The 19,933-nt window shown below is 71.4% G+C and carries 17 protein-coding genes; 8 read left to right on the top strand and 9 right to left on the bottom strand.

Going from position 1 to position 19,933, the window contains the following annotated elements; genetic code table 11:
* Window positions 1-19: 19 nt before the first annotated feature.
* Window positions 20-955, bottom strand: a complete 936-nt coding sequence (locus ABD366_RS15200) for a DMT family transporter (protein WP_324768279.1) — start codon at window positions 953-955, stop codon at window positions 20-22.
* Here ABD366_RS15200 and ABD366_RS15195 point away from each other — a divergent pair.
* Window positions 954-2,417, top strand: coding sequence for an aminotransferase-like domain-containing protein (locus ABD366_RS15195; protein WP_344441865.1), 1,464 nt, complete (start codon window positions 954-956; stop codon window positions 2,415-2,417). The two genes, ABD366_RS15200 and ABD366_RS15195, sit on opposite strands and share 2 nt — an antisense overlap.
* On the opposite strand, the gene ABD366_RS15190 is transcribed toward ABD366_RS15195, so the two are convergent.
* Window positions 2,392-2,841 (bottom strand): DUF6314 family protein, encoded by a 450-nt coding sequence (locus ABD366_RS15190; protein WP_324776893.1) that lies wholly within the window; start codon window positions 2,839-2,841, stop codon window positions 2,392-2,394. The genes ABD366_RS15195 and ABD366_RS15190 overlap by 26 nt on opposite strands.
* Before the next feature lie 143 nt (window positions 2,842-2,984).
* On the opposite strand from ABD366_RS15190, the gene ABD366_RS15185 reads away from it, so the two are divergent.
* A complete protein-coding gene (locus tag ABD366_RS15185) occupies window positions 2,985-5,480 on the top strand; it encodes an alpha-L-arabinofuranosidase C-terminal domain-containing protein (RefSeq protein WP_324776891.1) in 2,496 nt (831 codons plus the stop codon).
* A 132-nt stretch (window positions 5,481-5,612) separates the two neighbouring features.
* Here the strand turns inward: ABD366_RS15185 and ABD366_RS15180 are convergent, their stop codons facing one another.
* Window positions 5,613-6,605, bottom strand: a complete 993-nt coding sequence (locus ABD366_RS15180; RefSeq protein ID WP_324776889.1) for an aldo/keto reductase — start codon at window positions 6,603-6,605, stop codon at window positions 5,613-5,615.
* Window positions 6,606-6,773: 168 nt separating this feature from the next.
* Between ABD366_RS15180 and argC the strand changes: the two genes are divergently transcribed.
* Genes argC through ABD366_RS15155 form a run of 5 tightly spaced genes read left to right on the top strand, consistent with a single transcriptional unit; the run spans window position 6,774 to window position 11,701 of the window.
* Window positions 6,774-7,802: an N-acetyl-gamma-glutamyl-phosphate reductase gene (argC, locus tag ABD366_RS15175; RefSeq protein ID WP_324776886.1), complete on the top strand. Its 1,029-nt coding sequence runs from the start codon at window positions 6,774-6,776 to the stop codon at window positions 7,800-7,802.
* Window positions 7,799-8,950: a bifunctional glutamate N-acetyltransferase/amino-acid acetyltransferase ArgJ gene (gene argJ / locus ABD366_RS15170; RefSeq protein WP_324776884.1), complete on the top strand. Its 1,152-nt coding sequence runs from the start codon at window positions 7,799-7,801 to the stop codon at window positions 8,948-8,950. Before argC ends, argJ begins: the two co-directional genes overlap by 4 nt.
* The gene (gene argB, locus ABD366_RS15165) at window positions 8,947-9,897 is read left to right on the top strand and encodes an acetylglutamate kinase (RefSeq protein ID WP_324776882.1); all 951 of its coding nucleotides are present in this window, start codon (window positions 8,947-8,949) and stop codon (window positions 9,895-9,897) included. The genes argJ and argB overlap by 4 nt, the downstream gene beginning before the upstream one ends.
* Complete coding sequence (locus tag ABD366_RS15160; RefSeq protein WP_324776880.1) at window positions 9,894-11,102, top strand: acetylornithine transaminase; 1,209 nt, start codon at window positions 9,894-9,896, stop codon at window positions 11,100-11,102. The genes argB and ABD366_RS15160 overlap by 4 nt, the downstream gene beginning before the upstream one ends.
* Before the next feature lie 17 nt (window positions 11,103-11,119).
* A complete protein-coding gene (locus ABD366_RS15155) occupies window positions 11,120-11,701 on the top strand; it encodes an arginine repressor (protein ID WP_324776878.1) in 582 nt (193 codons plus the stop codon).
* 213 nt (window positions 11,702-11,914) lie between these two features.
* Here the strand turns inward: ABD366_RS15155 and ABD366_RS15150 are convergent, their stop codons facing one another.
* From ABD366_RS15150 to ABD366_RS15125, 6 genes are all read right to left on the bottom strand, one after another.
* Window positions 11,915-12,976, bottom strand: a complete 1,062-nt coding sequence (locus ABD366_RS15150) for a PfkB family carbohydrate kinase (protein ID WP_324776876.1) — start codon at window positions 12,974-12,976, stop codon at window positions 11,915-11,917.
* Window positions 12,973-14,448 (bottom strand): purine-cytosine permease family protein, encoded by a 1,476-nt coding sequence (locus ABD366_RS15145; protein ID WP_324776875.1) that lies wholly within the window; start codon window positions 14,446-14,448, stop codon window positions 12,973-12,975. Before ABD366_RS15145 ends, ABD366_RS15150 begins: the two co-directional genes overlap by 4 nt.
* 47 nt (window positions 14,449-14,495) lie before the next feature.
* Complete coding sequence (locus ABD366_RS15140) at window positions 14,496-15,542, bottom strand: ADP-ribosylglycohydrolase family protein (RefSeq protein WP_324776873.1); 1,047 nt, start codon at window positions 15,540-15,542, stop codon at window positions 14,496-14,498.
* Window positions 15,539-16,258, bottom strand: coding sequence for a GntR family transcriptional regulator (locus ABD366_RS15135; protein WP_324776871.1), 720 nt, complete (start codon window positions 16,256-16,258; stop codon window positions 15,539-15,541). Before ABD366_RS15135 ends, ABD366_RS15140 begins: the two co-directional genes overlap by 4 nt.
* Before the next feature lie 85 nt (window positions 16,259-16,343).
* Window positions 16,344-17,387: a bile acid:sodium symporter family protein gene (locus tag ABD366_RS15130; RefSeq protein ID WP_324776870.1), complete on the bottom strand. Its 1,044-nt coding sequence runs from the start codon at window positions 17,385-17,387 to the stop codon at window positions 16,344-16,346.
* 149 nt (window positions 17,388-17,536) lie between these two features.
* Window positions 17,537-18,289, bottom strand: coding sequence for a L,D-transpeptidase family protein (locus tag ABD366_RS15125; protein ID WP_411293908.1), 753 nt, complete (start codon window positions 18,287-18,289; stop codon window positions 17,537-17,539).
* Window positions 18,290-18,470: 181 nt separating this feature from the next.
* Between ABD366_RS15125 and argH the strand changes: the two genes are divergently transcribed.
* Entirely contained in the window at window positions 18,471-19,898 is a 1,428-nt protein-coding gene (argH, locus tag ABD366_RS15120) for an argininosuccinate lyase (protein WP_324776866.1), read from the top strand.
* The last annotated feature ends 35 nt before the right edge of the window (window positions 19,899-19,933 follow it).

Below are 19,933 nucleotides of genomic sequence, written 5' to 3'. Positions count from 1 at the left end.
GAGTTGGACCCCGGCCGGTTCAGCCGCGGGCGCGCTGGGTGACCGCGATGCACACGAGCACCGCGACCGCCGTGAGCGGCGCCGCGACCGGCAGCGCTTCCCCCAGCAGGAACACCGACCACACCAGCGTCAACAGGGGCTGGGCGAGCTGGAGCTGGCTCGCCTTCGGGATGCCGATCAGGCCCATGCCCTTGTACCAGACGACCAGGCCGAAGAACTGCGAACCCGCCGCCACCCACAGCAGGCCCGCCACCGCGTGCCCGGTCAGCTGCACCGGCTCGTACGACAGCGCGAGCGCCGTGCCCGCCACGGCGACCGGCAGGCAGATGACCAGCGCCCACGCGATGACCTGCCAGCCCGGCATGACCGCGGCGAGCCTGCCGCCCTCCGTGTAACCGGCCGCGCAGATCAGCAGCGCGCCGAACAGGTACAGATCGGCCCGGGTGAGGGCGCCGCCGCTCTGCTGCACCGTGAAGGCGATCACCGCCGCGGCGCCCGCGCACGCCGCGATCCAGAAGGCGCGCGAGGGCCGGGCCCCGGTGCGCAGCGAGGAGAGCACGGCCGTGGTCAGCGGCAACAGGCCCACGACGACCGCCGAGTGCGCGGTCGTCGCCGACTGCAGAGCGAGCGTGGTCAGCATCGGGAAGCCGAGAACCACACCGGCCCCGACGACCGCGAGCCCCGCCCAGTGCGCGCGCCGCGGCGCCGGTACGCGCAGCGCGAGCAGACAGGCGCCCGCGATCACGGCCGCGAGCACGCTGCGGACGCTCACCAGCGACCAGGGCCCGAACCCTTCGAGACCCCAGGCGGTGGCGGGAAAGGTGAGGGAGAACGCGAGGACGCCGAGCGCGGCCAGAAGCGTGCCGGGGGCGGCCGTCGGCGGCGGGGACGGTGGGGCGTGCCGCTCGGCAACCGCTATCGCCTTGGGCGCAGTAGCGCTATTCTCTGTCCTCATGCACGAGCGTAGCAGTGTGGGTGACCTGGTGAAACAGCTGCGAGACGAGCTGAACCGCTACTCGGAGGGTGAGAAGCTGCCTTCCAGCCGGGCTCTTGTCGACCGGTTTCGGGTCAGCCCCGTGACCGTGACGCGGGCGCTCGCCCAGCTCGCCGGGGAAGGGCTCGTGGTGACCCGGCCCGGAGCCGGCGCCTTCAAGGCCGCGCCGCGCGCCGCCGCAGCCGTGGGCGACACGTCCTGGCAGGAGGTCGCGCTGAGCGCCGACGCCGCCACGGAACCGGTGCCGCGCGCGGTGGACGCCTCCGGGGTGCTGGTGACGCTGGCCGCGTCGCCGCCCGGCGTCATCGAGTTCAACGGCGGCTATCTCCACCAGGTGCTCCAGCCCGTCGGCGCGCTGGCCGCCGCGCTCGCCCGCGCGGGCCGGCGCCCCGGCGCGTGGGACCGGCCGCCGGTCGACGGGCTGCCCGAACTGCGCGACTGGTTCGCCCGCGGCATCGGCGGCGCGATCACCGGCGCCGAAGTGCTGATCACCGCGGGCGGCCAGTCGGCGCTCGCCACGGCGCTCAAGGCGCTCGCCCCGCCCGGCGCTCCCGTCCTGGTCGAATCGCCGACGTATCCCGGCATGCTCGCCATCGCGCGGGCCGCGGGCCTGCGCCCCGTGCCGGTGCCCGTCGACCGGGACGGCGTCCGCCCGGAGCTGCTGGCGCAGGCCTTCAGGGCGACCGGGGCCCGCCTGTTCGTCTGCCAGCCGCTGTTCCAGAACCCGACCGGCGCGGTCCTCAGCGCCGAGCGGCGCCCGGAGGTGCTGCGCATCGCGCGCGAGGCCGGGGCGTTCATCGTGGAGGACGATTTCGTACGCAGGCTCGTGCACGACGACGCGGGCCCGCTGCCCGGGCCCCTGGCCGGTGAGGACCCCGACGGAGTCGTCGTGCACGTCTGTTCCCTCACCAAGGCGACCTCGCCGAGCCTGCGCATCGGCTGCCTCGCCGCCCGCGGCCCCGTCCTGGAACGGCTGCGCGCCATCCAGGTCGTCGACCAGTTCTTCGTCCCGCGCCCCTTGCAGGAGGCCGCGCTCGAACTCGTCGGCTCTCCGGCCTGGCCGCGCCATCTGCGCACGGTGGCAGGGGAGTTGAGGCTGCGCAGGGATGCCCTCGCCGTCGCCCTCGCCACGCGGCTGCCCGAGCTGTCCCTGCCGTACGTCCCGGTCGGCGGCTACCACCTGTGGGCGCGGCTGCCCGACGGCACGGACGAGCGCGCGCTGGTCGCCGGCGCCCTGCGGGCGGGCGTCGCCGTGGCCCCCGGGCGGCCGTACTTCCCGGCCGAGCCCCCGGCCCCGTACCTCCGGCTGAGCTTCGTGGCGGTGGCCGGGACGGCGGAGATCACCGAGGGGGTACGCCGTCTGGCCGCGGCCCGCGACGAGGTGCTGCCCAGGCGCCTCAGGTCCGGCGGTAGTCCGTCGTGAGGACCAGGTCCTTCGCCGGGCCCTTCACGCGCCACACCGTGCGCCAGCGATCGGCGTCGTACACCTCGAACTCGCCCCGGTAGAGATCCGCCGAGCAGGGATGGTCGGCGATGTGGTGGCCGTCGCGCAGATCGAGGCCGTGGAAGAAGCGGCCGTCCGAGAAGCGCACGACTGCGGTGCCGGGCGTTTCGTCCGGCAGATAGCGCAGCGTCCGCTCGGCGGGCCGCGCCACCCCGCGCCATGCGAACGTGCCCGACTCGAAGTGCAGCAGCCCCCCGCCGGGCTCCGCCGTGAAGTCGGTGGTGCCGGTGAAGGTGCCGGTCACGTCGTCGGCGAGATCCCGCACGGTCCGCTCCACGCGCCAGCTCCCCGCCAGGAACGCCAACGCATCGGAAACCGGACAGAGTTCACTCGTCACGTACATCACTCCCGTACACCTCTGCGCGAACCGTTGACGCGCGTACCGCCGCTTCCTATCTTGCCGTTCGGAGTTTAGGACACCGTACGAAATCTCGAACGAATCGAACGAATCGATGACCGGGCAAGCCGAATCAGGGGAGTGTGCGCATGACGCGTGGACGACGCAGGCGCTGGAGGATCGGGCTCGGGGCCGCGGTGGGCTCGCTGCTCGCCGGGACCGCCGTACTGCCGTCGTCGGCCGCCGACACGGCCGACGTCACCGACGCCGTCGACTACACGGTCACCGTCGACCCGAGCCGCACGGGCGCGGCCATCGACGACTCCATGTACGGCGTCTTCTTCGAGGACATCAACCGCGCCGCCGACGGCGGGCTCTACGCCGAACTGGTGCAGAACCGGTCCTTCGAGTACGCGACCGCCGACAACAAGGCGTACACCCCGCTCACCGCGTGGACGACCACCGGCACCGCCCGCACCGTCGACGACGACGGCCGGCTGAACGCCCGCAACCGCACCTACCTGTCGCTGGGCGCCGGATCGTCCGTCACCAACTCCGGCTACGGCACCGGCCTCACCGTCCGCAAGGGCGCCAGGTACGACTTCTCGGTCTGGGCCCGCGCCGACTCCGCGCTCACCGTCACCCTGGCCGACGCGGACGGCGCCCTGGCCACGCCGAAGCGGGTCACGGCCAAGGGCGGCTGGGCCAAGTACACGGCGAGCTTCACCGCCACGCGCGCGAGCACGACTGGCCGCCTCTCCGTCGCCACCACCCGGGACGCCGCCCTCGACATGGTGTCCCTCTTCCCCCGTGATACGTATAACGGCCGCGCGAACGGCCTGCGCAAGGACCTCGCCGAGAAGATCGCCGCCCTGAAGCCCGGCTTCGTGCGCTTCCCCGGCGGCTGCCTCGTCAACACCGGCTCCATGGAGGGCTACGACGCCGCCTCCGGCTACCAGCGCAAGCGCGCGTACCAGTGGAAGGACACGGTCGGCCCGGTCGAGCAACGCGCCACGAACGCCAACTTCTGGGGCTACAACCAGAGTTACGGGCTCGGCTACTACGAGTACTTCCAGTTCTCCGAGGACATCGGCGCGATGCCGCTGCCCGTCGTGCCCGCCCTCGTCACCGGCTGCGGCCAGAACCAGGCCGTCGACGACGACGCGCTGCTCAAGCGGCACATCCAGGACACGCTCGACCTCATCGAGTTCGCCAACGGCCCCGTGACGAGCGAGTGGGGCAGGAAGCGCGCCCAGATGGGGCACCCGAAGCCCTTCCACCTCACGCACCTCGAAGTGGGCAACGAGGAGAACCTGCCCGAGCAGTTCTTCGCCCGCTTCAAGGAGTTCAGCGCGGCCATCGAGGCCAAGTACCCCGACGTCACCGTCATCTCCAACTCGGGCCCCGACGACAGCGGCACGACCTTCGACACGGCGTGGAAGCTCAACAAGGACGCCGACGTCGCCATGGTCGACGAGCACTACTACAACAGCCCGCAGTGGTTCCTCCAGAACAACGACCGCTACGACTCCTACGACCGCGGCGGCCCCAAGGTCTTCCTCGGCGAGTACGCCTCGGGCGGCAACACCTTCGCCAACGCCCTCTCCGAAGCCGCCTACATGACAGGGCTCGAACGCAACGCGGACGTCGTCAAGCTCGCCTCCTACGCGCCGCTGCTCGCCCGTGAGGACACCGTCCAGTGGCGGCCCGACATGATCTGGTTCGACGACCAGAAGTCATGGGGTTCCGCCGACTACGAGGTGCAGAAGCTGTTCATGCGCAACGTCGGCGACCGGGTCGTTCCGTCCACCGCCACGAGCACCCCCTCGACGACCGCGCCCATCACCGGCGCCGTCGGCCTGTCGACCTGGGCGACCAGCGCGGCCTACGACGACGTACGCGTCACCGGCGCCGACGGCACGAGCCTGCTGGACGACGACTTCAGCGGCGACGCCGCACAGTGGACCACGACCGGCAGCGGCAGCTGGAGCGTCCAGGACGGGAGTTACGTCCAGTCCGACGAGGCCGCCGAGAACACCCTGGTCACCGCGGGCGACCCGGCCTGGCACGACTACGACCTGCATGCGAAGGCCACCAAGAAGTCCGGCAAGGAGGGCTTCCTCGTCGCGTTCGGCGTCAAGGACACGGGCAATTACTACTGGTGGAACCTGGGCGGCTGGAACAACACCCAGTCCGCCGTCGAACAGGCCGTGAACGGCGGAAAGTCGACGCTCCTCGCCAAGGCGGGCTCGATCGAGACCGGCCGCTCCTACGACATCGACATCAAGGTGCGCGGCCGCCAGGTGACCCTCTACCTCGACGGCCAGGAGTGGGGCTCCTTCAAGGACGACAAGCCCGCCGAGCCGTTCCGCCAGGTCGTCACGCGCGACCAGAAGACCGGCGACCTGATCGTCAAGGTCGTCAACGCGCAGGACGCGCAGGCCCGTACGACGGTGCAGCTCGGCGGCGCGAAGGTCGCGAAGTCCGCGGCCGTGACCACGCTCGCCGCGGCGCCCGACGCCGAGAACACCGCGACCGGGACCCCCGTGAAACCGGTGACCTCGACCTTCGCAGGGGTCGCCGACACCTTCTCCTACACGTTCCCGGCGAACTCGGTGACGTTCCTGCGGATCAAGAAGCGCTGACGCCGGCCGGTGGCCCGGACTCTCCTCGGCGGCGTCCGGGCCGCCGCCCCGCCGGTGGCGCTCAGCCGTTCACGGACCTCAGCCGTTCACGAACCTCAGCGGCGCTCAGCCGTTCACGAACCTCAGCTGCGCTCAGCCGTTCACGAATCGCATGCTGCCGTCGTCGTAGCGGGCGCCCGCCACCGCGTCCGCGGGCGCTGCCGCGTCGATCGCCGCGAGATCGTCGGGCGAGAGCTCCAGCGTGGCGGCCGCGACGTTCTCCTCCAGGTACTTCTGGCGCCGCGTCCCCGGGATCGGCACCACGTCGTCGCCCTGGTGCTGCACCCACGCCAGCGCCAGCTGTCCCGCCGTGACACCCCTGCGGGCCGCCAGCTCCTCCAGGCGGGCGACGATGGCGAGATTGCGCTCCAGGTTCCCCTCGGCGAACCGCGGCTGACTCCGCCGCATGTCCCCCTTCTGCAAGCCCTCCGTCGACTTGTAGCGGCCCGTGAGGAAGCCCCGGCCCAGCGGCGAGAACGGCACGAGCCCGATGCCCAGCTCCCGGCAGACCGGCAGCACCTCGGCCTCCACGTCCCGGGTCCACAGCGAGAACTCGCTCTGCAGCGCCGCGATCGGATGCACGGCGTACGCCCGGCGCAGGGTGTCCGCGCCCGCCTCCGACAGCCCGAGATGGCGGACCTTGCCCTCCTTCACCAGCTCGGCGAGCGCGCCCACGGTCTCCTCGATCGGCACCTCGCGGTCCACCCGGTGCACGTAGTACAGATCGATGTGATCGACGCCGAGCCGCCGCAGCGACGCCTCGCACGCCTGACGTACGTAGGCCGCGTCGCCGCGGATCCCGGTCTCCTCGCCGAGCTTGTTCGTGAAACCGAACTTGGTGGCCAGCACCGCCTGCTCGCGCCGGCCGGGCGAGGCGAGGGCCCGGCCGATCAGCTCCTCGTTGTGCCCCTGGCCGTAGAAGTCGGACGTGTCGAGCAGGGTGACGCCCAGATCGAGCGCGCGGTGCAGTGTGGCGACCGACTGCTCGTCGTCGGACGGCCCGTACGCGTGGCTCATGCCCATACAGCCGAGCCCCTGCGCGGAGACCGTGAGTGAGCCGAGGCGGCGATTGGGAAGGTCCGTCATGAGTGCTGCCTCCTGTGAGAGTGCCGGTGCGGGAGAGTGCCGGTGCGGAACGCGTACTCGACGCTATGGCTTGGAGTGCGCTCCAGGTCAAGCAGGCCGCTTCCGCCACTCTTGATTGCATAAACGTGCACCGCGACGTATAGTCATGCCATCTAGGAGGAGGGTTCCATGGCGGTACGCGCTGCAGTGGCGGGAGCGAGTGGATATGCGGGCGGGGAAGTCCTGCGCCTGCTGCTCGCCCACCCCGAGGTGGAGATCGGCGCCCTGACGGGCAACTCGAACGCGGGGCAGCGGCTCGGCACGCTACAGCCGCACCTGCGCCCGCTCGCCGACCGCATCCTCCAGGAAACCACCCCTGACGTGCTCGCCGGGCACGACGTCGTCTTCCTGGCACTGCCGCACGGGCAGTCCGCCGCCGTCGCCGAGCAGCTCGGCCCGGACGTCCTCGTCGTCGACATGGGCGCCGACTTCCGGCTGGAGGACGCGGGCGACTGGGAGAAGTTCTACGGCAGCCCGCACGCCGGTACGTGGCCCTACGGACTGCCCGAGCTGCCCGGCGGCCGCACCGCGCTGGAAGGGACCAAGCGCATCGCGGTCCCCGGATGCTATCCGACGGCCGTCTCCCTCGCCCTGTTCCCCGCATACGGGGCGGGGCTAGTGGAGAGCGAGGCCGTCGTCGTAGCCGCGTCCGGCACCTCCGGCGCGGGCAAGGCGGCCAAGCCCCACCTCCTCGGCAGCGAGGTCATGGGGAGCATGTCGCCGTACGGCGTCGGGGGCGGGCACCGGCACACCCCCGAGATGATCCAGAACCTCAGCGCGGCCGCCGGTGAGCGGGTCTCCGTCTCCTTCACGCCGACGCTCGCCCCGATGCCGCGCGGCATCCTCGCCACGTGCAGCGCCAAGGCCAAGGACGGCGTCACCGCCGAGACGGTCAGGGCCGCGTACGAGAAGGCGTTCGCCGACGAGCCCTTCGTGGAGCTGCTGCCCGAGGGCCAGTGGCCCGCCACGGCCGCCGTGTACGGGTCGAACGCGGTGCAGATCCAGGTCGCCCTCGACGAGGCCGCCGGCCGCGTCATCGTCATCAGCGCCATCGACAACCTCACCAAGGGCACCGCCGGCGGCGCCCTGCAGTCCATGAACATCGCCCTGGGCCTCGACGAGAGCACCGGGCTGACAACGATCGGAGTCGCGCCGTGAGTGTGACGGCAGCCAAGGGATTCCAGGCCGCGGGCATCGCCGCCGGAATCAAGGAGAGCGGGAACCCGGACCTGGCCCTCGTGGTCAACCGAGGCCCCCGCCTGGCCGCCGCGGGCGTCTTCACCTCCAACCGCGTCAAGGCCGCCCCGGTCCTCTGGTCCGAGCAGGTCCTCAAGGGCGGCCTCGTCTCGGCCGTCGTCCTCAACTCCGGTGGCGCCAACGCCTGTACGGGGCCGCAGGGCTTCCAGGACACGCACGCCACCGCCGAGAAGGTCGCCGACGCACTCGACCTGAACGCGGGCGAGGTCGCCGTCGCCTCCACCGGGCTGATCGGCGTCCTGCTCCCCATGGACAAGCTGCTCCCCGGTGTGGAGACCGCCGCCGGCAAGCTCTCCGAGCACGGCGGCGAGAAGGCCGCCATCGCCATCAAGACCACCGACACCGTGCACAAGACCGCCGTGTACGAGGGTTCGGGCTGGACCGTCGGTGGCATGGCCAAGGGCGCGGGCATGCTCGCCCCCGGCCTCGCCACCATGCTCGTCGTCCTCACCACCGACGCCGACCTCGACAGCGAGATCCTCGACAAGGCGCTGCGCGACGCCACCCGCACCACCTTCGACCGGGTCGACTCCGACGGCTGCATGTCCACCAACGACACGGTGCTGCTGCTCGCCTCCGGAGCCTCTCAAGTCGCTCCGGAGTACGCGGAGTTCGCGGAGGCCGTCCGCTCCGTCTGCGACGACCTCGGCCGGCAGCTCATCGGCGACGCCGAGGGCGCCAGCAAGGACATCAAGGTCGAGGTCATCAACGCGGCGAGCGAGGACGACGCCGTCGAGGTGGGCCGCTCCATCGCCCGCAACAACCTCCTCAAGTGCGCCATCCACGGCGAGGACCCGAACTGGGGCCGTGTCCTCTCCGCGATCGGCACCACCAAGGCGGCCTTCGAACCGGATCAGCTGAACGTCGCGATCAACGGCGTCTGGGTCTGCAAGAACGGCGGCGTCGGCGAGGACCGCACCAAGGTCGACATGCGGTTCCGTGAGGTCACCGTCACCGCCGACCTCGCCGCGGGCACCGAGACCGCGACGATCTGGACGAACGACCTGACCGCCGACTACGTCCACGAGAACAGCGCGTACTCCTCATGAGCCAGAGCCAGAGCCAGAGCCAGAGCCAGGACCAGGAACAGCCCACCGCGCGCAAGCACACCGCGCTTCCCAAGGCCCGCACCCTCATCGAGGCGCTCCCCTGGCTGACCCGGCACCAGGGCAAGACCGTCGTCATCAAGTTCGGCGGGAACGCGATGGTGGACGAGGAGCTGAAATCCGCGTTCGCGCAGGACGTCGTCTTCCTGCACCACGCCGGACTCAAGCCCGTCGTCGTGCACGGCGGCGGCCCGCAGATCAGCAAGGCCCTCGACCGGCACGGCATCGTCAGCGAGTTCAAGGCGGGCCTGCGCGTCACCACCGAGGACGCCATGGACGTCGTACGGATGGTGCTCGCCGGACAGGTCCAGCGCGAGCTCGTCGGCCTGCTCAACCAGCACGGTCCGCTCGCCGTCGGCCTCACCGGCGAGGACGCGCACACCATCACCGCCACCAAGCACCAGCCCCGTATCGAGGGCGAGTTGGTCGACATCGGCCGCGTCGGCGAGATCACCGAGATCGACACCGGCGCCATCGAGGCCCTGCTCGCCGACGGCCGCATCCCGGTCGTCTCCTCGATCGCCCGCTCCCAGGACGACCACCATGTCTACAACGTCAATGCTGATACGGCGGCTGCGGCACTCGCTGCTGCGCTGGACGCCGAGACGCTGATGGTGCTGACCGACGTCGAAGGCCTCTACGAGGACTGGCCGAACTCCGACGAGGTCATCAGCCGGCTCACCGCCACCGAACTCGAAAAGCTGCTCCCCGAGCTGGCGAGCGGCATGGTCCCGAAGATGGAGGGCTGCCTGTACGCCGTGCGCAACGGCGTGCACACCGCCCGCGTCATCGACGGCCGCGTCCAGCACTCGATCCTGCTGGAGATCTTCACCGACGAAGGCATCGGCACGATGGTCGTGCCCGACGCAGAGGGGGACAGCACCACATGAGCGAGCACGCCACGAACGCGGAGCTGACGACGCGCTGGCAGGGCGCCCTGATGAACAACTACGGCACCCCGCGCCTGCCCCTGGCCAAGGGCGCGGGCACGCAGCTGTGGGACGCCGACGGCAAGAAGTACCTCGACTTCGTCGGCGGCATCGCGGTCAACGCGCTGGGCCACGCCCACCCGGCGGTCGTCGAAGCGGTCAGCACCCAGATCGCCTCCCTCGGCCACGTCTCGAACCTCTTCATCGCCGAGCCGCCCATCGCGCTCGCCGAGCGGCTGCTCCAGCTCTTCGGCCGGGACGGCGCCGTCTACTTCTGCAACAGCGGCGCCGAGGCCAACGAAGGCGCCTTCAAGATCGGCCGGCTCACCGGCCGCCGCCACATGGTCGCCACGACCGGCGGCTTCCACGGCCGCACCATGGGCGCCCTCGCCCTCACCGGCCAGCCCGGCAAGCAGGACGGCTTCACGCCCCTGCCCGGCGACGTCACGCACGTCCCGTACGGGGATGTGGAGGCACTCCGGGCAGCGGTCACCGAAGACACCGCCTTCGTCATCATCGAGCCGATCCAGGGCGAGAACGGCGTGGTCATGCCCGGCGACGGCTACCTCAAGGCCGCCCGCGAAATCACCCGCGCCACCGGCACGCTGCTCGTCCTCGACGAGGTGCAGACCGGCGTCGGCCGGACCGGCCACTGGTTCGCCTACCAGGCGGAAGAAGGCATCGAGCCGGATGTCGTCACGCTCGCCAAGGGCCTCGGCGGCGGCCTGCCGCTCGGCGCGACCATCGCCTTCGGCGAGGCGGCGAAACTGCTGAAGCCGGGCCAGCACGGCACGACGTTCGGCGGCAACCCTGTCGCGTGCGCCGCCGGACTCGCCGTCCTCGACACCATCACGGCCGAGGGCCTGCTGGGGAACACCAAGAGCATGAGCGAGAAGCTCACGGCCGGAATCGAATCCCTCGGCCACCCGCTGGTCGGCCATGTCAGGGGCGCGGGCCTGCTGCTGGGTATCGTGCTCACCGGGCCGCGCGCACCCCAGGTGCAGCAGGCGGCCCAGGACGCGGGCCTCCTGGTGAACGCGCCCGCACCCGACGTCGTCCGGCTCATGCCCCCGCTGAACCTGACCGACGCCGAAGCGGACGCGTTCCTCGCGGCGCTGCCCGCGGTCCTGGACGCGGCCGCGGCCGACGGGGAAGCAGGAGCCTGAGGAATGGGACGACGACGATGACCAGCAAAGCGGAGCACGCAGAAAACCTGGAGCGGGCCGCCACGAACGCCGCACTCGCCCAGCACCCTCATGGCCCCGCCGTGCCGCAGACGCGCACCGCGCGCCACCGCCGGATCGTGGACATCCTCAACCGGCAGCCGGTGCGCTCGCAGAGCCAGCTGGCGAAGCTGCTCGCCGACGACGGACTCAACGTCACCCAGGCCACACTCTCCCGTGACCTGGACGAGCTGGGCGCGGTCAAGATCCGCAACACGGGCGGCGAGCTGATCTACGCCGTGCCCAGCGAGGGCGGCTACCGCACCCCGCAGGCCCCGCTCGGGGAGTCCGCCAAGGAGGAGCGCATGCGCCGCCTCGCGGGCGAGCTGCTCATCTCGGCGGAGGCGTCGGCGAACCTGGTGGTGCTCCGTACGCCACCGGGCGCCGCCCAGTTCCTCGCCTCGGCCATCGACCAAGCCGAACTGCACGTCATCCTCGGCACGATCGCCGGCGACGACACCCTGATGCTGATCAGCCGAGACCCAGCAGGCGGCCAGGCCCTGGCAGAACACCTCTTGCGCCTGGCCCAGAACGACCACTAGCCCCGGGCTACGCCCAAAATCGAGCCCCTCCGGCGCTTGAGGAGCGGCGTCCGGCAAAACTCAGCCCCTCCGGCGCTTGAGGAGCGGGGTCCGGGGCGGAGCCCCGTGCCTCGAACTCCAGCGCCGGGGCCCGGCAATATTCAGCCCTCCGGCGATTGAGGAGCGGGGCCCGGGGCAGAGCCCCGTGACCTGAGCCCCAGCGCCGGGGGAGCCTCACACCAGCCGAAGCACACCCGCCAGCCCGGCCCCGACAAACGCCGCCAACTCCCCCCGAGTAGGACTGGTCGCAGGCCCCCGCCGGGTAACGGCAACCGCCGCAGCCGCATTGGCCCCCCGAGCGGCATCCACAGCAGGCACCCCCCGCCCCAACAGCGCCAAAAACGCCCCGACATGCGCATCTCCGGCCCCATTACTGTCCACGGCCTCCACAGGAAACCCGGGCACATGCACCACGCCCCCGGACCCGGACCCGGACCCGGACCCGGACTCGGACCCGGACCCGGACCCGGACCCGCCCCCGGACTCGGGCAGAGCCAGAAAACACCCGTCCGCGTCGGCCCGCACCAGCACCCCGGCCCCACTCCGCAACCGCCCGCGCAACACCTCCGCCGCCTCCCGGGGCCCGGCCACGCCGGACAACAGCCGGGCCTCCCGCGCATTGCAGCTCAGCCAGTCCACGCGGGCCAGCACCGGATCCAGAACCGCCGCCGGAATGTCCGCCACCAGAGGCCCCGGATCGAAACAGACCCGGACATCGTCGGGCAGACCCGCCACCAGGCCGGACAGCAGCGGCCCGTTGACCTCCATCACCAGCCCGTACCCGGAGACCTGGAGAAGGTCCCCGCCGCGCACCGACGCGGCGATCCCCGCCGCCTCGTCCGGCGTCATCCGCGCGTCGACCCCGAAACTCGTCACGAACGTCCGCTCGCCGCCCCCGTCGACCAGCGCCACACAGAACCCCGTGTCACCGTCGGTACGTACCGGAAGCAACGCCTCGACACCCTCCGCCGCGAGCGAGGACCGCACCAGCTCCCCATAAGGGCCGGTGCCGTGCAACCCCGCGTACACGGCCGGGGCACCGAGCCGCCGCGCCGCCGTCAGGGCGTTGAAGCCACCGCCCGCGTACAGCGCGGTACGGGTACCGATGACGTCGCCGCCGCGCTCGGGCAGCGCGGGCACGTCGATGACGAGATCGGCGATGACGTTCCCGGCGAGCACCACACGAGAACCGGCAGTGATCGGCTCAGCGACCGGATCAGTGATCGGGGCACTCATCGGGCGGCCTCCTCAAGGGCGACTGAATCGGCATCGGGGGAGTCGAAAGTGACCGGCGAACGGCGCCCGAGCAGCGCGTACAGAGCACCGCCCACCACGATCGCGACGAGCCAGCCGAGCCCGTTCTCACCGAACCACGACCCGGCCAGCGGGCCCTCGAACCACACGTCGTCCGCGCTCGTCGACGCCGTCGTGAACAGCAGCCCCGCCACGATCGCCGCCACCCACGCGACGACGGCGGGCAGATGGAAGCCGCCGCTGTACCAGTACCGGCTGCCGCGCCCCGTGTTCATGACCCCCGCAGGGTCGTACGCACGGCCGCGCAGCATGTCGACGGCGATCACGCCGATCCACGCCGAGATCGGCACGGCGAGCAGCGTCAAAAACGTACTGAACGGGCCGTAGAAGTCGTCCGCGATCAGCATGAAGTACACGCCGCCGAGGAACATCAGGACGACATCCAGGATGACCGCCCAGGCCCGCGGCACCCGAAGCCCGAGCGTGATCATCGTCAGGCCGGCCGAGTACGTGGACAGATGGTTGGACATCAGCAGTCCGCCGAACGCCGCGATCAGATACGGCACCGCCATCCACGACGGCAGCATCGCGTTGATCGCCGCGACCGGGTCCGCCGACGTGGCGAGCGACGGGTCGCCCGCCGTGAGCAGCGAGCCGAGCGAGATCAGCAGCACCAGCGGAATGCCAGCGCCGAACGCGGAGGCTCGCACGAGCCGCCCGCCGGGGATCGACTTCGGCAGGTAACGGGCGTAGTCCGCACCCGCGTTGGCCCAGCCGATGCCGGTGCCCGCGGCGATGAAGCCGATGCCCGCGACGACACCGCTGACCGGCCCTGCCGGGGTGTCCAGGACCTTCGACCAGTCCACGGTCGCGACGAGGAAACCCATCACGACCAGGTTCAGGACGCCGAAGAGGACGGTGGCCCACTTGTTGATCCACATGATCGTGGCGTGCCCGAGCCCGCTGATCAGCAACGTGCAGACGATGAACACCAGCAGGCAGACGAGGGTGAGGACGGTGCCCCTGCCGACGCCGAAGAGGGTGTTGAGCAGGGCCAGCAGCGCGTACGCCGCCGTGGTCGTGGTGATCGTCTCCCAGCCGACCCGGCTGAGCCACGAGATGAGCGTGGGCCCGTGGTTGCCGCGCTGCCCGAAGACCGCGCGGGACAGGGTCAGAGCGGGCGCCCCGCCCTTCTTGCCCGCCAGGCTGAGCGCGCCGACCAGCGCGAACGAGCCCACCGCGCCGACCACCGCGACGAGCACGGCCTGCCAGATGTTCAGGCCGCGGAAGGCGACGAGCGTCGCGCCGAGCGGCAGCCCGAGGATCGAGATGTTGGCGGCGAACCACGTCCAGAACATCTGGCCGGCGTGGCCGTGCCGCTCGCTGTCGGGGACCGGTTCGATCCCTCGGGTCTCCACGGTGCCGACGCGGTCGTTCTTCGTTGAAGCGGCCATGGCGGAACCTCCTTGCTCCAGCTCGGTACTGACGGGGGTGTGGGTTTTCAGAGGGCGGTGCGGTAGGTCAGCAATTGCCGGACCAGCGGCTCCAGTTCGAGTCCGTTGACCTCGCGCAGGGTGCGTACGGCGTCGGCGGGCAGTGCGCCCAGACCGCGGACGGAACCGGCGATCGCGCCCGCGATGGCGCCGATCGTGTCGCTGTCCCCGCCGAGGTTCGCCGCGAGGAGCGCGGAGCGCCACGGGTCGCCGCCGGTCAGCGCGAGCACCGCGAAGGCCGCGGGGACGGACTCCTGGCTGGCCACGCTGGTGCCGATCAGCGCGTCGATCCGGTCGAGCGCCTCGGCCTCGTCGAGACCGGCGACCAGCTCGCGCGCCCACGCGATCCGCGCCGGAATGCTGGCCCCCGCGATCCAGTGGCCACGCCGTCCGCCGGCCGCCGACGCGGCGATCGCGGCGTCGAAGACCTCGTCGAGCGAGCCACCGGCGACACCGGTGGAGACGGCCGCGGCGACGGCCGCCGCGGCCGCGACACCGATGGTCGTGTCATGCGTGACCTGGCAGGACTCGACGACCCGGTCCAGGAAGGGCTCGATGTCGTCCGGGGCGCAGGGGAAGGCGATCCCGACCGGGGTGACCCGCATCGCCGACCCGTTCGTGGTGCCGTACTTGCCGGCCTCCTTCAGGTCGGTGCCCCGGGCCACGGCGTCGAGGGCCGCCTTGGTCGACGGGCCGAGCAGGTCGAAGGAGCCCTTGGCCTTCATCTCCCGCTCCCAGGCGAGGAGTTCCTCGGCGAACCGCAGCGGGTCGACGTGCCCCCCGCCCTCCACGATCAGCCGCGCCACGATGACCGCCTGGTCCGTGTCGTCGGTGACGGACCCCGCGGGCATACCGGCGCTGACCGGGTTGTCGTGCCGCGCGGGTTCGAAGCCGCTCAGCGTGCCGTAGGCGCGGACGACCTCCTCGCGCGACATCACCTGCGTCGGCATCCCGAGGGCGTCACCGAGCGCGAGCCCGTAGAACGCTCCGGCGGCACGGTCGAAAAGGCCGGGCTCACCGTCGTGATGAAGGTCGTGATCGGGGGTGGTGCTCAAGGGTGGCCTCCTCGGCCGCTACGTACGTGCAGTTGGAACCGGGACGGATCCAGCAGGCTCGTGACCTGCTCGACCACGCTCCCGTCCGCGTCGCGGAACACCTGGGCGACACGGAGGAAGGACTCGCCGGGGGCGCGGTGCAGGGTCTCCGCGTCGTCCGCGCCGAGTCCGGAGACGGCGATGTGCGCCTCGCCGGAGTCGGGGACCCGGCCGGCCGCCGCGAGCGACCGGCTCAGCGAGCCGCCGTCGAGACCGCGCTCGACCAGATCGGCCAGCGGCCCGACCGCGGGCACCCGGCTGAACTCCAGCGAGACGCCCTGCCCGTCGGACAGCCGGCGGACACGGTCGAGCGCGATGAACCCGTCGCTCGGCAGACCGAGTTCGGCGGCGAGCTCCGGATCCCGTGTCCGCTCGAACCGCAGGGTCCGCGTGGTCAGTTCGGTGCCCTGCTCGGCGAGCGCCCGGGTCCAGCCGAGGCGCTGGTCGAGCGGGGTGCCGTCGAAGGTGACGATCGAGCCGATCCCGGCGTGCGTCTCGATGAGCCCCTGCTCACCGAGGACACCGAGGGCCTGCCGCACGGTCGTCCGGCTGACCCCGAACCGCTCCCGCAGCGCGTGCTCGCCGGGCAGCCTGCTGCCGTCGGCGTGCACACCGCTGCGGATCTCCTCCGCCAGCACATGGGCGACACGATGATGCTTATGAACCTGTCCAGGCATGTCTAGACCGTAGACACGAAGAAGCCGACCTGTCTACACCTGTCCAGTGTCGACTTGGCCGGCTTCTCTTCTACGCGGCTACGGCTCAGCCCTTCTCGGCAGCTCCTGCGGCCCCAGCGACCTCGGCGGATCCAGCGGCCTCGGCAGCCCTCGACCGGTACGCCATCCATGCCGCGACCAGCGCGCCGGACACGTTGTGCCACACGGAGAACACCGCCGCGGGCAGTGCGGCCAGCGGGCTGAAGTGGGCCGTGGCCAGGGACGCGGCGAGCCCGGAGTTCTGCATACCGACCTCGAACGCCATCGCGCGCGACGCAGGCGGCCCGAGCCGCGCCACCTTGCCGGCGCCGTATCCGAGGGCGAGCCCCAGTCCGTTGTGCAGCACGACGGCGAGCAGCACCAGCGCGGCCGCCGACTTGATCGTCTCGGCGCTGCCGGCCACCACCACGGCCACGATCACCGCGATCGTGAGCGCGGACAGCCACGGCAGCACGTGGAGCACCCGGTCCACGTAGCGGCCGAGCACCAGCCGCACCACCAGGCCCGCGAGCACCGGCAGCAGCACGGTCTTGAGGATGTCCGTCATCATCGACCCCGCGTCCACCGGCAGGTACTCACCCGCGAGCAGCAGTGTCAGCGGCGGGGTGATCAGCGGGGCGAGCACGGTGGAGACCGTGGCGACGGAGACCGACAGGGCGACATCGCCGCGGGCGAGATAGGTCACGACGTTGGACGCCGTGCCGCTCGGCGCACAGCCGACGAGGATGACGCCGGCCGCCAGCTGCGGGGACAGTCCGAGCGCGTGGGCGATGACCCAGCCGAGCCCCGGCATGATCACGTAGTGCGCGACGAGCCCGAGCCCCACGGCCCACGGACGCTGTGCGACGCCCTTGAAGTCGCCGAGGGTCATGGTCAGCCCCATGCAGAACATGACGACGCCCAGCAGGTAGGGCACGTTCGTGCCCCACCCGGCGAAGGTGCCGGGGGTGAGGAGCCCCAGCGCGCCCGCGACGAGCACGAGTACGGGGAACACGGTGACCGCGAGCCGGGCCGCCCGGTCGGCGGACCCGCCCGGCCGCGGCGACTTCTCGGGGGGACTGGGGAGCGTCTGTTCGGTTTCGCTGTGCACCGGGCGATGCAACGCCGCCGCTGTACGCGGACGCAACCGCGTCTCGATATGTGGTCGCTACACGCGTATCGGGACCGGCTTGTACGCGATCGGGGCGGGTTGTCCGCGGCGGTACCGGCCCGCGCGGACGGGGGTTCGGGGGAGGGCTCTCAGTACCGGGTGATGGCCGTCGCCCCGCCCGCCGTCCCGATCGCCAGGTGCGGAGACCGCCCGGGCCGCACCCACTTCAGGATCCGCCGCATGTCCGCCTTCGGCACGGAGGCGCAGCCGGCCGTCGCCGCGCGGCCGTTCACGTGCAGGAAGATCCCGGCGCCGCGGCCGCGCACCGGGCGGTGGTAGTTGAAGCCGATGACCAGCGCGTGCGCGTACTGCTTCTTGTAGTCGGCGAGGTGCTCGGACTCGGCGGCGCGGCAGTCGCGCGGGCGTGGTTCGGTCCAGCGGTTGTAGGAGCGCGAGTCGTTGTCCTGGCACCACCAGGAGGCGCGGTGCACCCGGCGGTACACCACCGACGTGCCCTTGGGCGCCGCCGCGTTGCCGAACGCGAACGGCAGGTCGTACAGGCCGGTGGGCGTCGTGTTCGTGCCCTGTTTGCGCCGGCCCCCCTCGACGAGCCCCTTCGCGCCGAACCGCGCGGGCGCCGAACCGGCCTTCACCCAGCGCCCGCCGGCCCGCCGGTTCCACCAGGTGACCGTGCCGCTGGTCGAGGAGGCCCGCCGGGCCTCCGCGGTGATGAGCTGGCTGCCGCCGCCCGTGTCTGCCATGCGGGCGGGCAGCGGGGCGACGGCGGCGCTGCCCGGCGGGGCGGCGACGCCCAGCGTGCACAGCAACACGGCGGACGTGATGATTCCGGCGCGAAGAACCCCTAAGCGGCGAAGAACCCCTAAACGGCATAGAAGGCGCATGGGTGAGAACGTAGCGGGCGGCAGCGGGGACGGCAGCTCCGATGGTCCGTCCAGGCTGAAGTCGACGCGTTTTCGCGGGGTGCGGGATTGACGATTCATGCGACGCTCTGCATAATCATGCAGAGCGATACTGTGGTCAGCGCAAGTGGTCGCCCATCATCCGGCTTGAGGAGCAGAGCACGTGAGCAGCAATACCGGCGATGTCCGCCTCTGGGGCGGCCGGTTCGCCGACGGCCCCGCCGAGGCCCTGGCGAAACTCTCCGCCTCCGTCCACTTCGACTGGCGCCTCGCCCCGTACGACATCGCGGGCTCCCGTGCCCACGCGCGCGTGCTGCACAAGGCGGGCCTGCTCACCCAGGACGAGCTCACCCGCATGATCGGCGGCCTGGACCAGCTGGAGGCCGACGTCGCGGACGGCTCCTTCGTCGGCACCATCGCCGACGAGGACGTGCACACCGCCCTGGAGCGCGGCCTTCTCGAGCGCCTCGGCCCGGACCTCGGCGGCAAGCTGCGCGCGGGCCGCTCGCGCAACGACCAGGTGGCGACGCTCTTCCGGATGTACCTGCGCGACCACGCCCGCATCATCGGCGGACTCCTCGCGGAGCTCCAGGAGGCCCTCGTCGGTCTCGCCGAGGCGCACCCCGACGTCGCCATGCCGGGTCGCACACACCTCCAGCACGCCCAGCCGGTGCTCTTCGCGCACCATGTCCTGGCCCACGTCCAGTCCCTTTCCCGGGACGCGGAGCGGCTGCGGCAGTGGGACGAGCGGACGGCGGTCTCGCCGTACGGCTCGGGCGCGCTCGCGGGCTCCTCGCTCGGTCTCGACCCGGAGGCCGTCGCGGCGGACCTCGGCTTCGAGCACGGCTCGGTGGCCAACTCCATCGACGGCACGGCCTCCCGTGACTTCGTCGCCGAGTTCGCCTTCATCACCGCGATGATCGGCGTCAACCTCTCCCGGATCGCGGAGGAGGTCATCATCTGGAACACGAAGGAGTTCTCCTTCGTCACCCTCCACGACGCCTTCTCCACCGGCTCGTCGATCATGCCGCAGAAGAAGAACCCGGACATCGCCGAGCTGGCGCGCGGCAAGTCGGGCCGCCTCATCGGCAACCTCACGGGCCTGCTGGCGACCCTCAAGGCCCTCCCGCTCGCGTACAACCGCGACCTTCAGGAGGACAAGGAGCCGGTCTTCGACTCCTGCGACCAGCTCGAAGTCCTGCTCCCCGCGTTCACCGGCATGATGGCCACGCTCACGGTCAACCGGGAGCGCATGGAGGAGCTCGCCCCGGCCGGCTTCTCGCTCGCCACGGACATCGCCGAATGGCTGGTGAAGCAGGGCGTGCCGTTCCGTGTCGCGCACGAGGTCGCCGGCGAGTGCGTGAAGGTCGCCGAAGCCGAGGACAAGGAGCTCGACGAGCTCACCGACGATCAGTTCGCCAAGATCTCCGAGCACCTCACGCCCGAGGTCCGCACGGTCCTGAACGTGCCGGGGGCGCTGGCCTCCCGGTCCGGCCGCGGCGGCACGGCGCCGAGCGCGGTCGCGATCCAGCTCGCCGAGGTCAAGCAGGACCTGACGGTGCAGCGGGAGTGGGCCGACGCCAAGAAGTAGGCGCCCAGAAGAAGACGTCAAGGAGCAGCGGCCGT

The sequence above is a fragment of the Streptomyces kunmingensis genome (assembly GCF_039533535.1).
Classification (GTDB): Bacteria; Actinomycetota; Actinomycetes; order Streptomycetales; family Streptomycetaceae; genus Streptomyces; species Streptomyces kunmingensis.
The sequence above is the reverse complement of the archived record's forward strand: the minus strand, read 5'-3'. Positions and strand labels throughout refer to the sequence as shown.

Coding starts and splice junctions, on each gene's coding strand:
- ABD366_RS15195 (WP_344441865.1), top strand. CDS start 954: ATGCACGAGCGTAGCAGTGTGGGTGACCTGGTGAAACAGCTGCGAGAC.
- ABD366_RS15200 (WP_324768279.1), bottom strand. CDS start 955: ATGAGGACAGAGAATAGCGCTACTGCGCCCAAGGCGATAGCGGTTGCC.
- ABD366_RS15190 (WP_324776893.1), bottom strand. CDS start 2,841: ATGTACGTGACGAGTGAACTCTGTCCGGTTTCCGATGCGTTGGCGTTC.
- ABD366_RS15185 (WP_324776891.1), top strand. CDS start 2,985: ATGACGCGTGGACGACGCAGGCGCTGGAGGATCGGGCTCGGGGCCGCG.
- ABD366_RS15180 (WP_324776889.1), bottom strand. CDS start 6,605: ATGACGGACCTTCCCAATCGCCGCCTCGGCTCACTCACGGTCTCCGCG.
- argC (WP_324776886.1), top strand. CDS start 6,774: ATGGCGGTACGCGCTGCAGTGGCGGGAGCGAGTGGATATGCGGGCGGG.
- argB (WP_324776882.1), top strand. CDS start 8,947: ATGAGCCAGAGCCAGAGCCAGAGCCAGAGCCAGGACCAGGAACAGCCC.
- ABD366_RS15160 (WP_324776880.1), top strand. CDS start 9,894: ATGAGCGAGCACGCCACGAACGCGGAGCTGACGACGCGCTGGCAGGGC.
- ABD366_RS15155 (WP_324776878.1), top strand. CDS start 11,120: ATGACCAGCAAAGCGGAGCACGCAGAAAACCTGGAGCGGGCCGCCACG.
- ABD366_RS15150 (WP_324776876.1), bottom strand. CDS start 12,976: ATGAGTGCCCCGATCACTGATCCGGTCGCTGAGCCGATCACTGCCGGT.
- ABD366_RS15145 (WP_324776875.1), bottom strand. CDS start 14,448: ATGGCCGCTTCAACGAAGAACGACCGCGTCGGCACCGTGGAGACCCGA.
- ABD366_RS15135 (WP_324776871.1), bottom strand. CDS start 16,258: ATGCCTGGACAGGTTCATAAGCATCATCGTGTCGCCCATGTGCTGGCG.
- ABD366_RS15125 (WP_411293908.1), bottom strand. CDS start 18,289: ATGCGCCTTCTATGCCGTTTAGGGGTTCTTCGCCGCTTAGGGGTTCTT.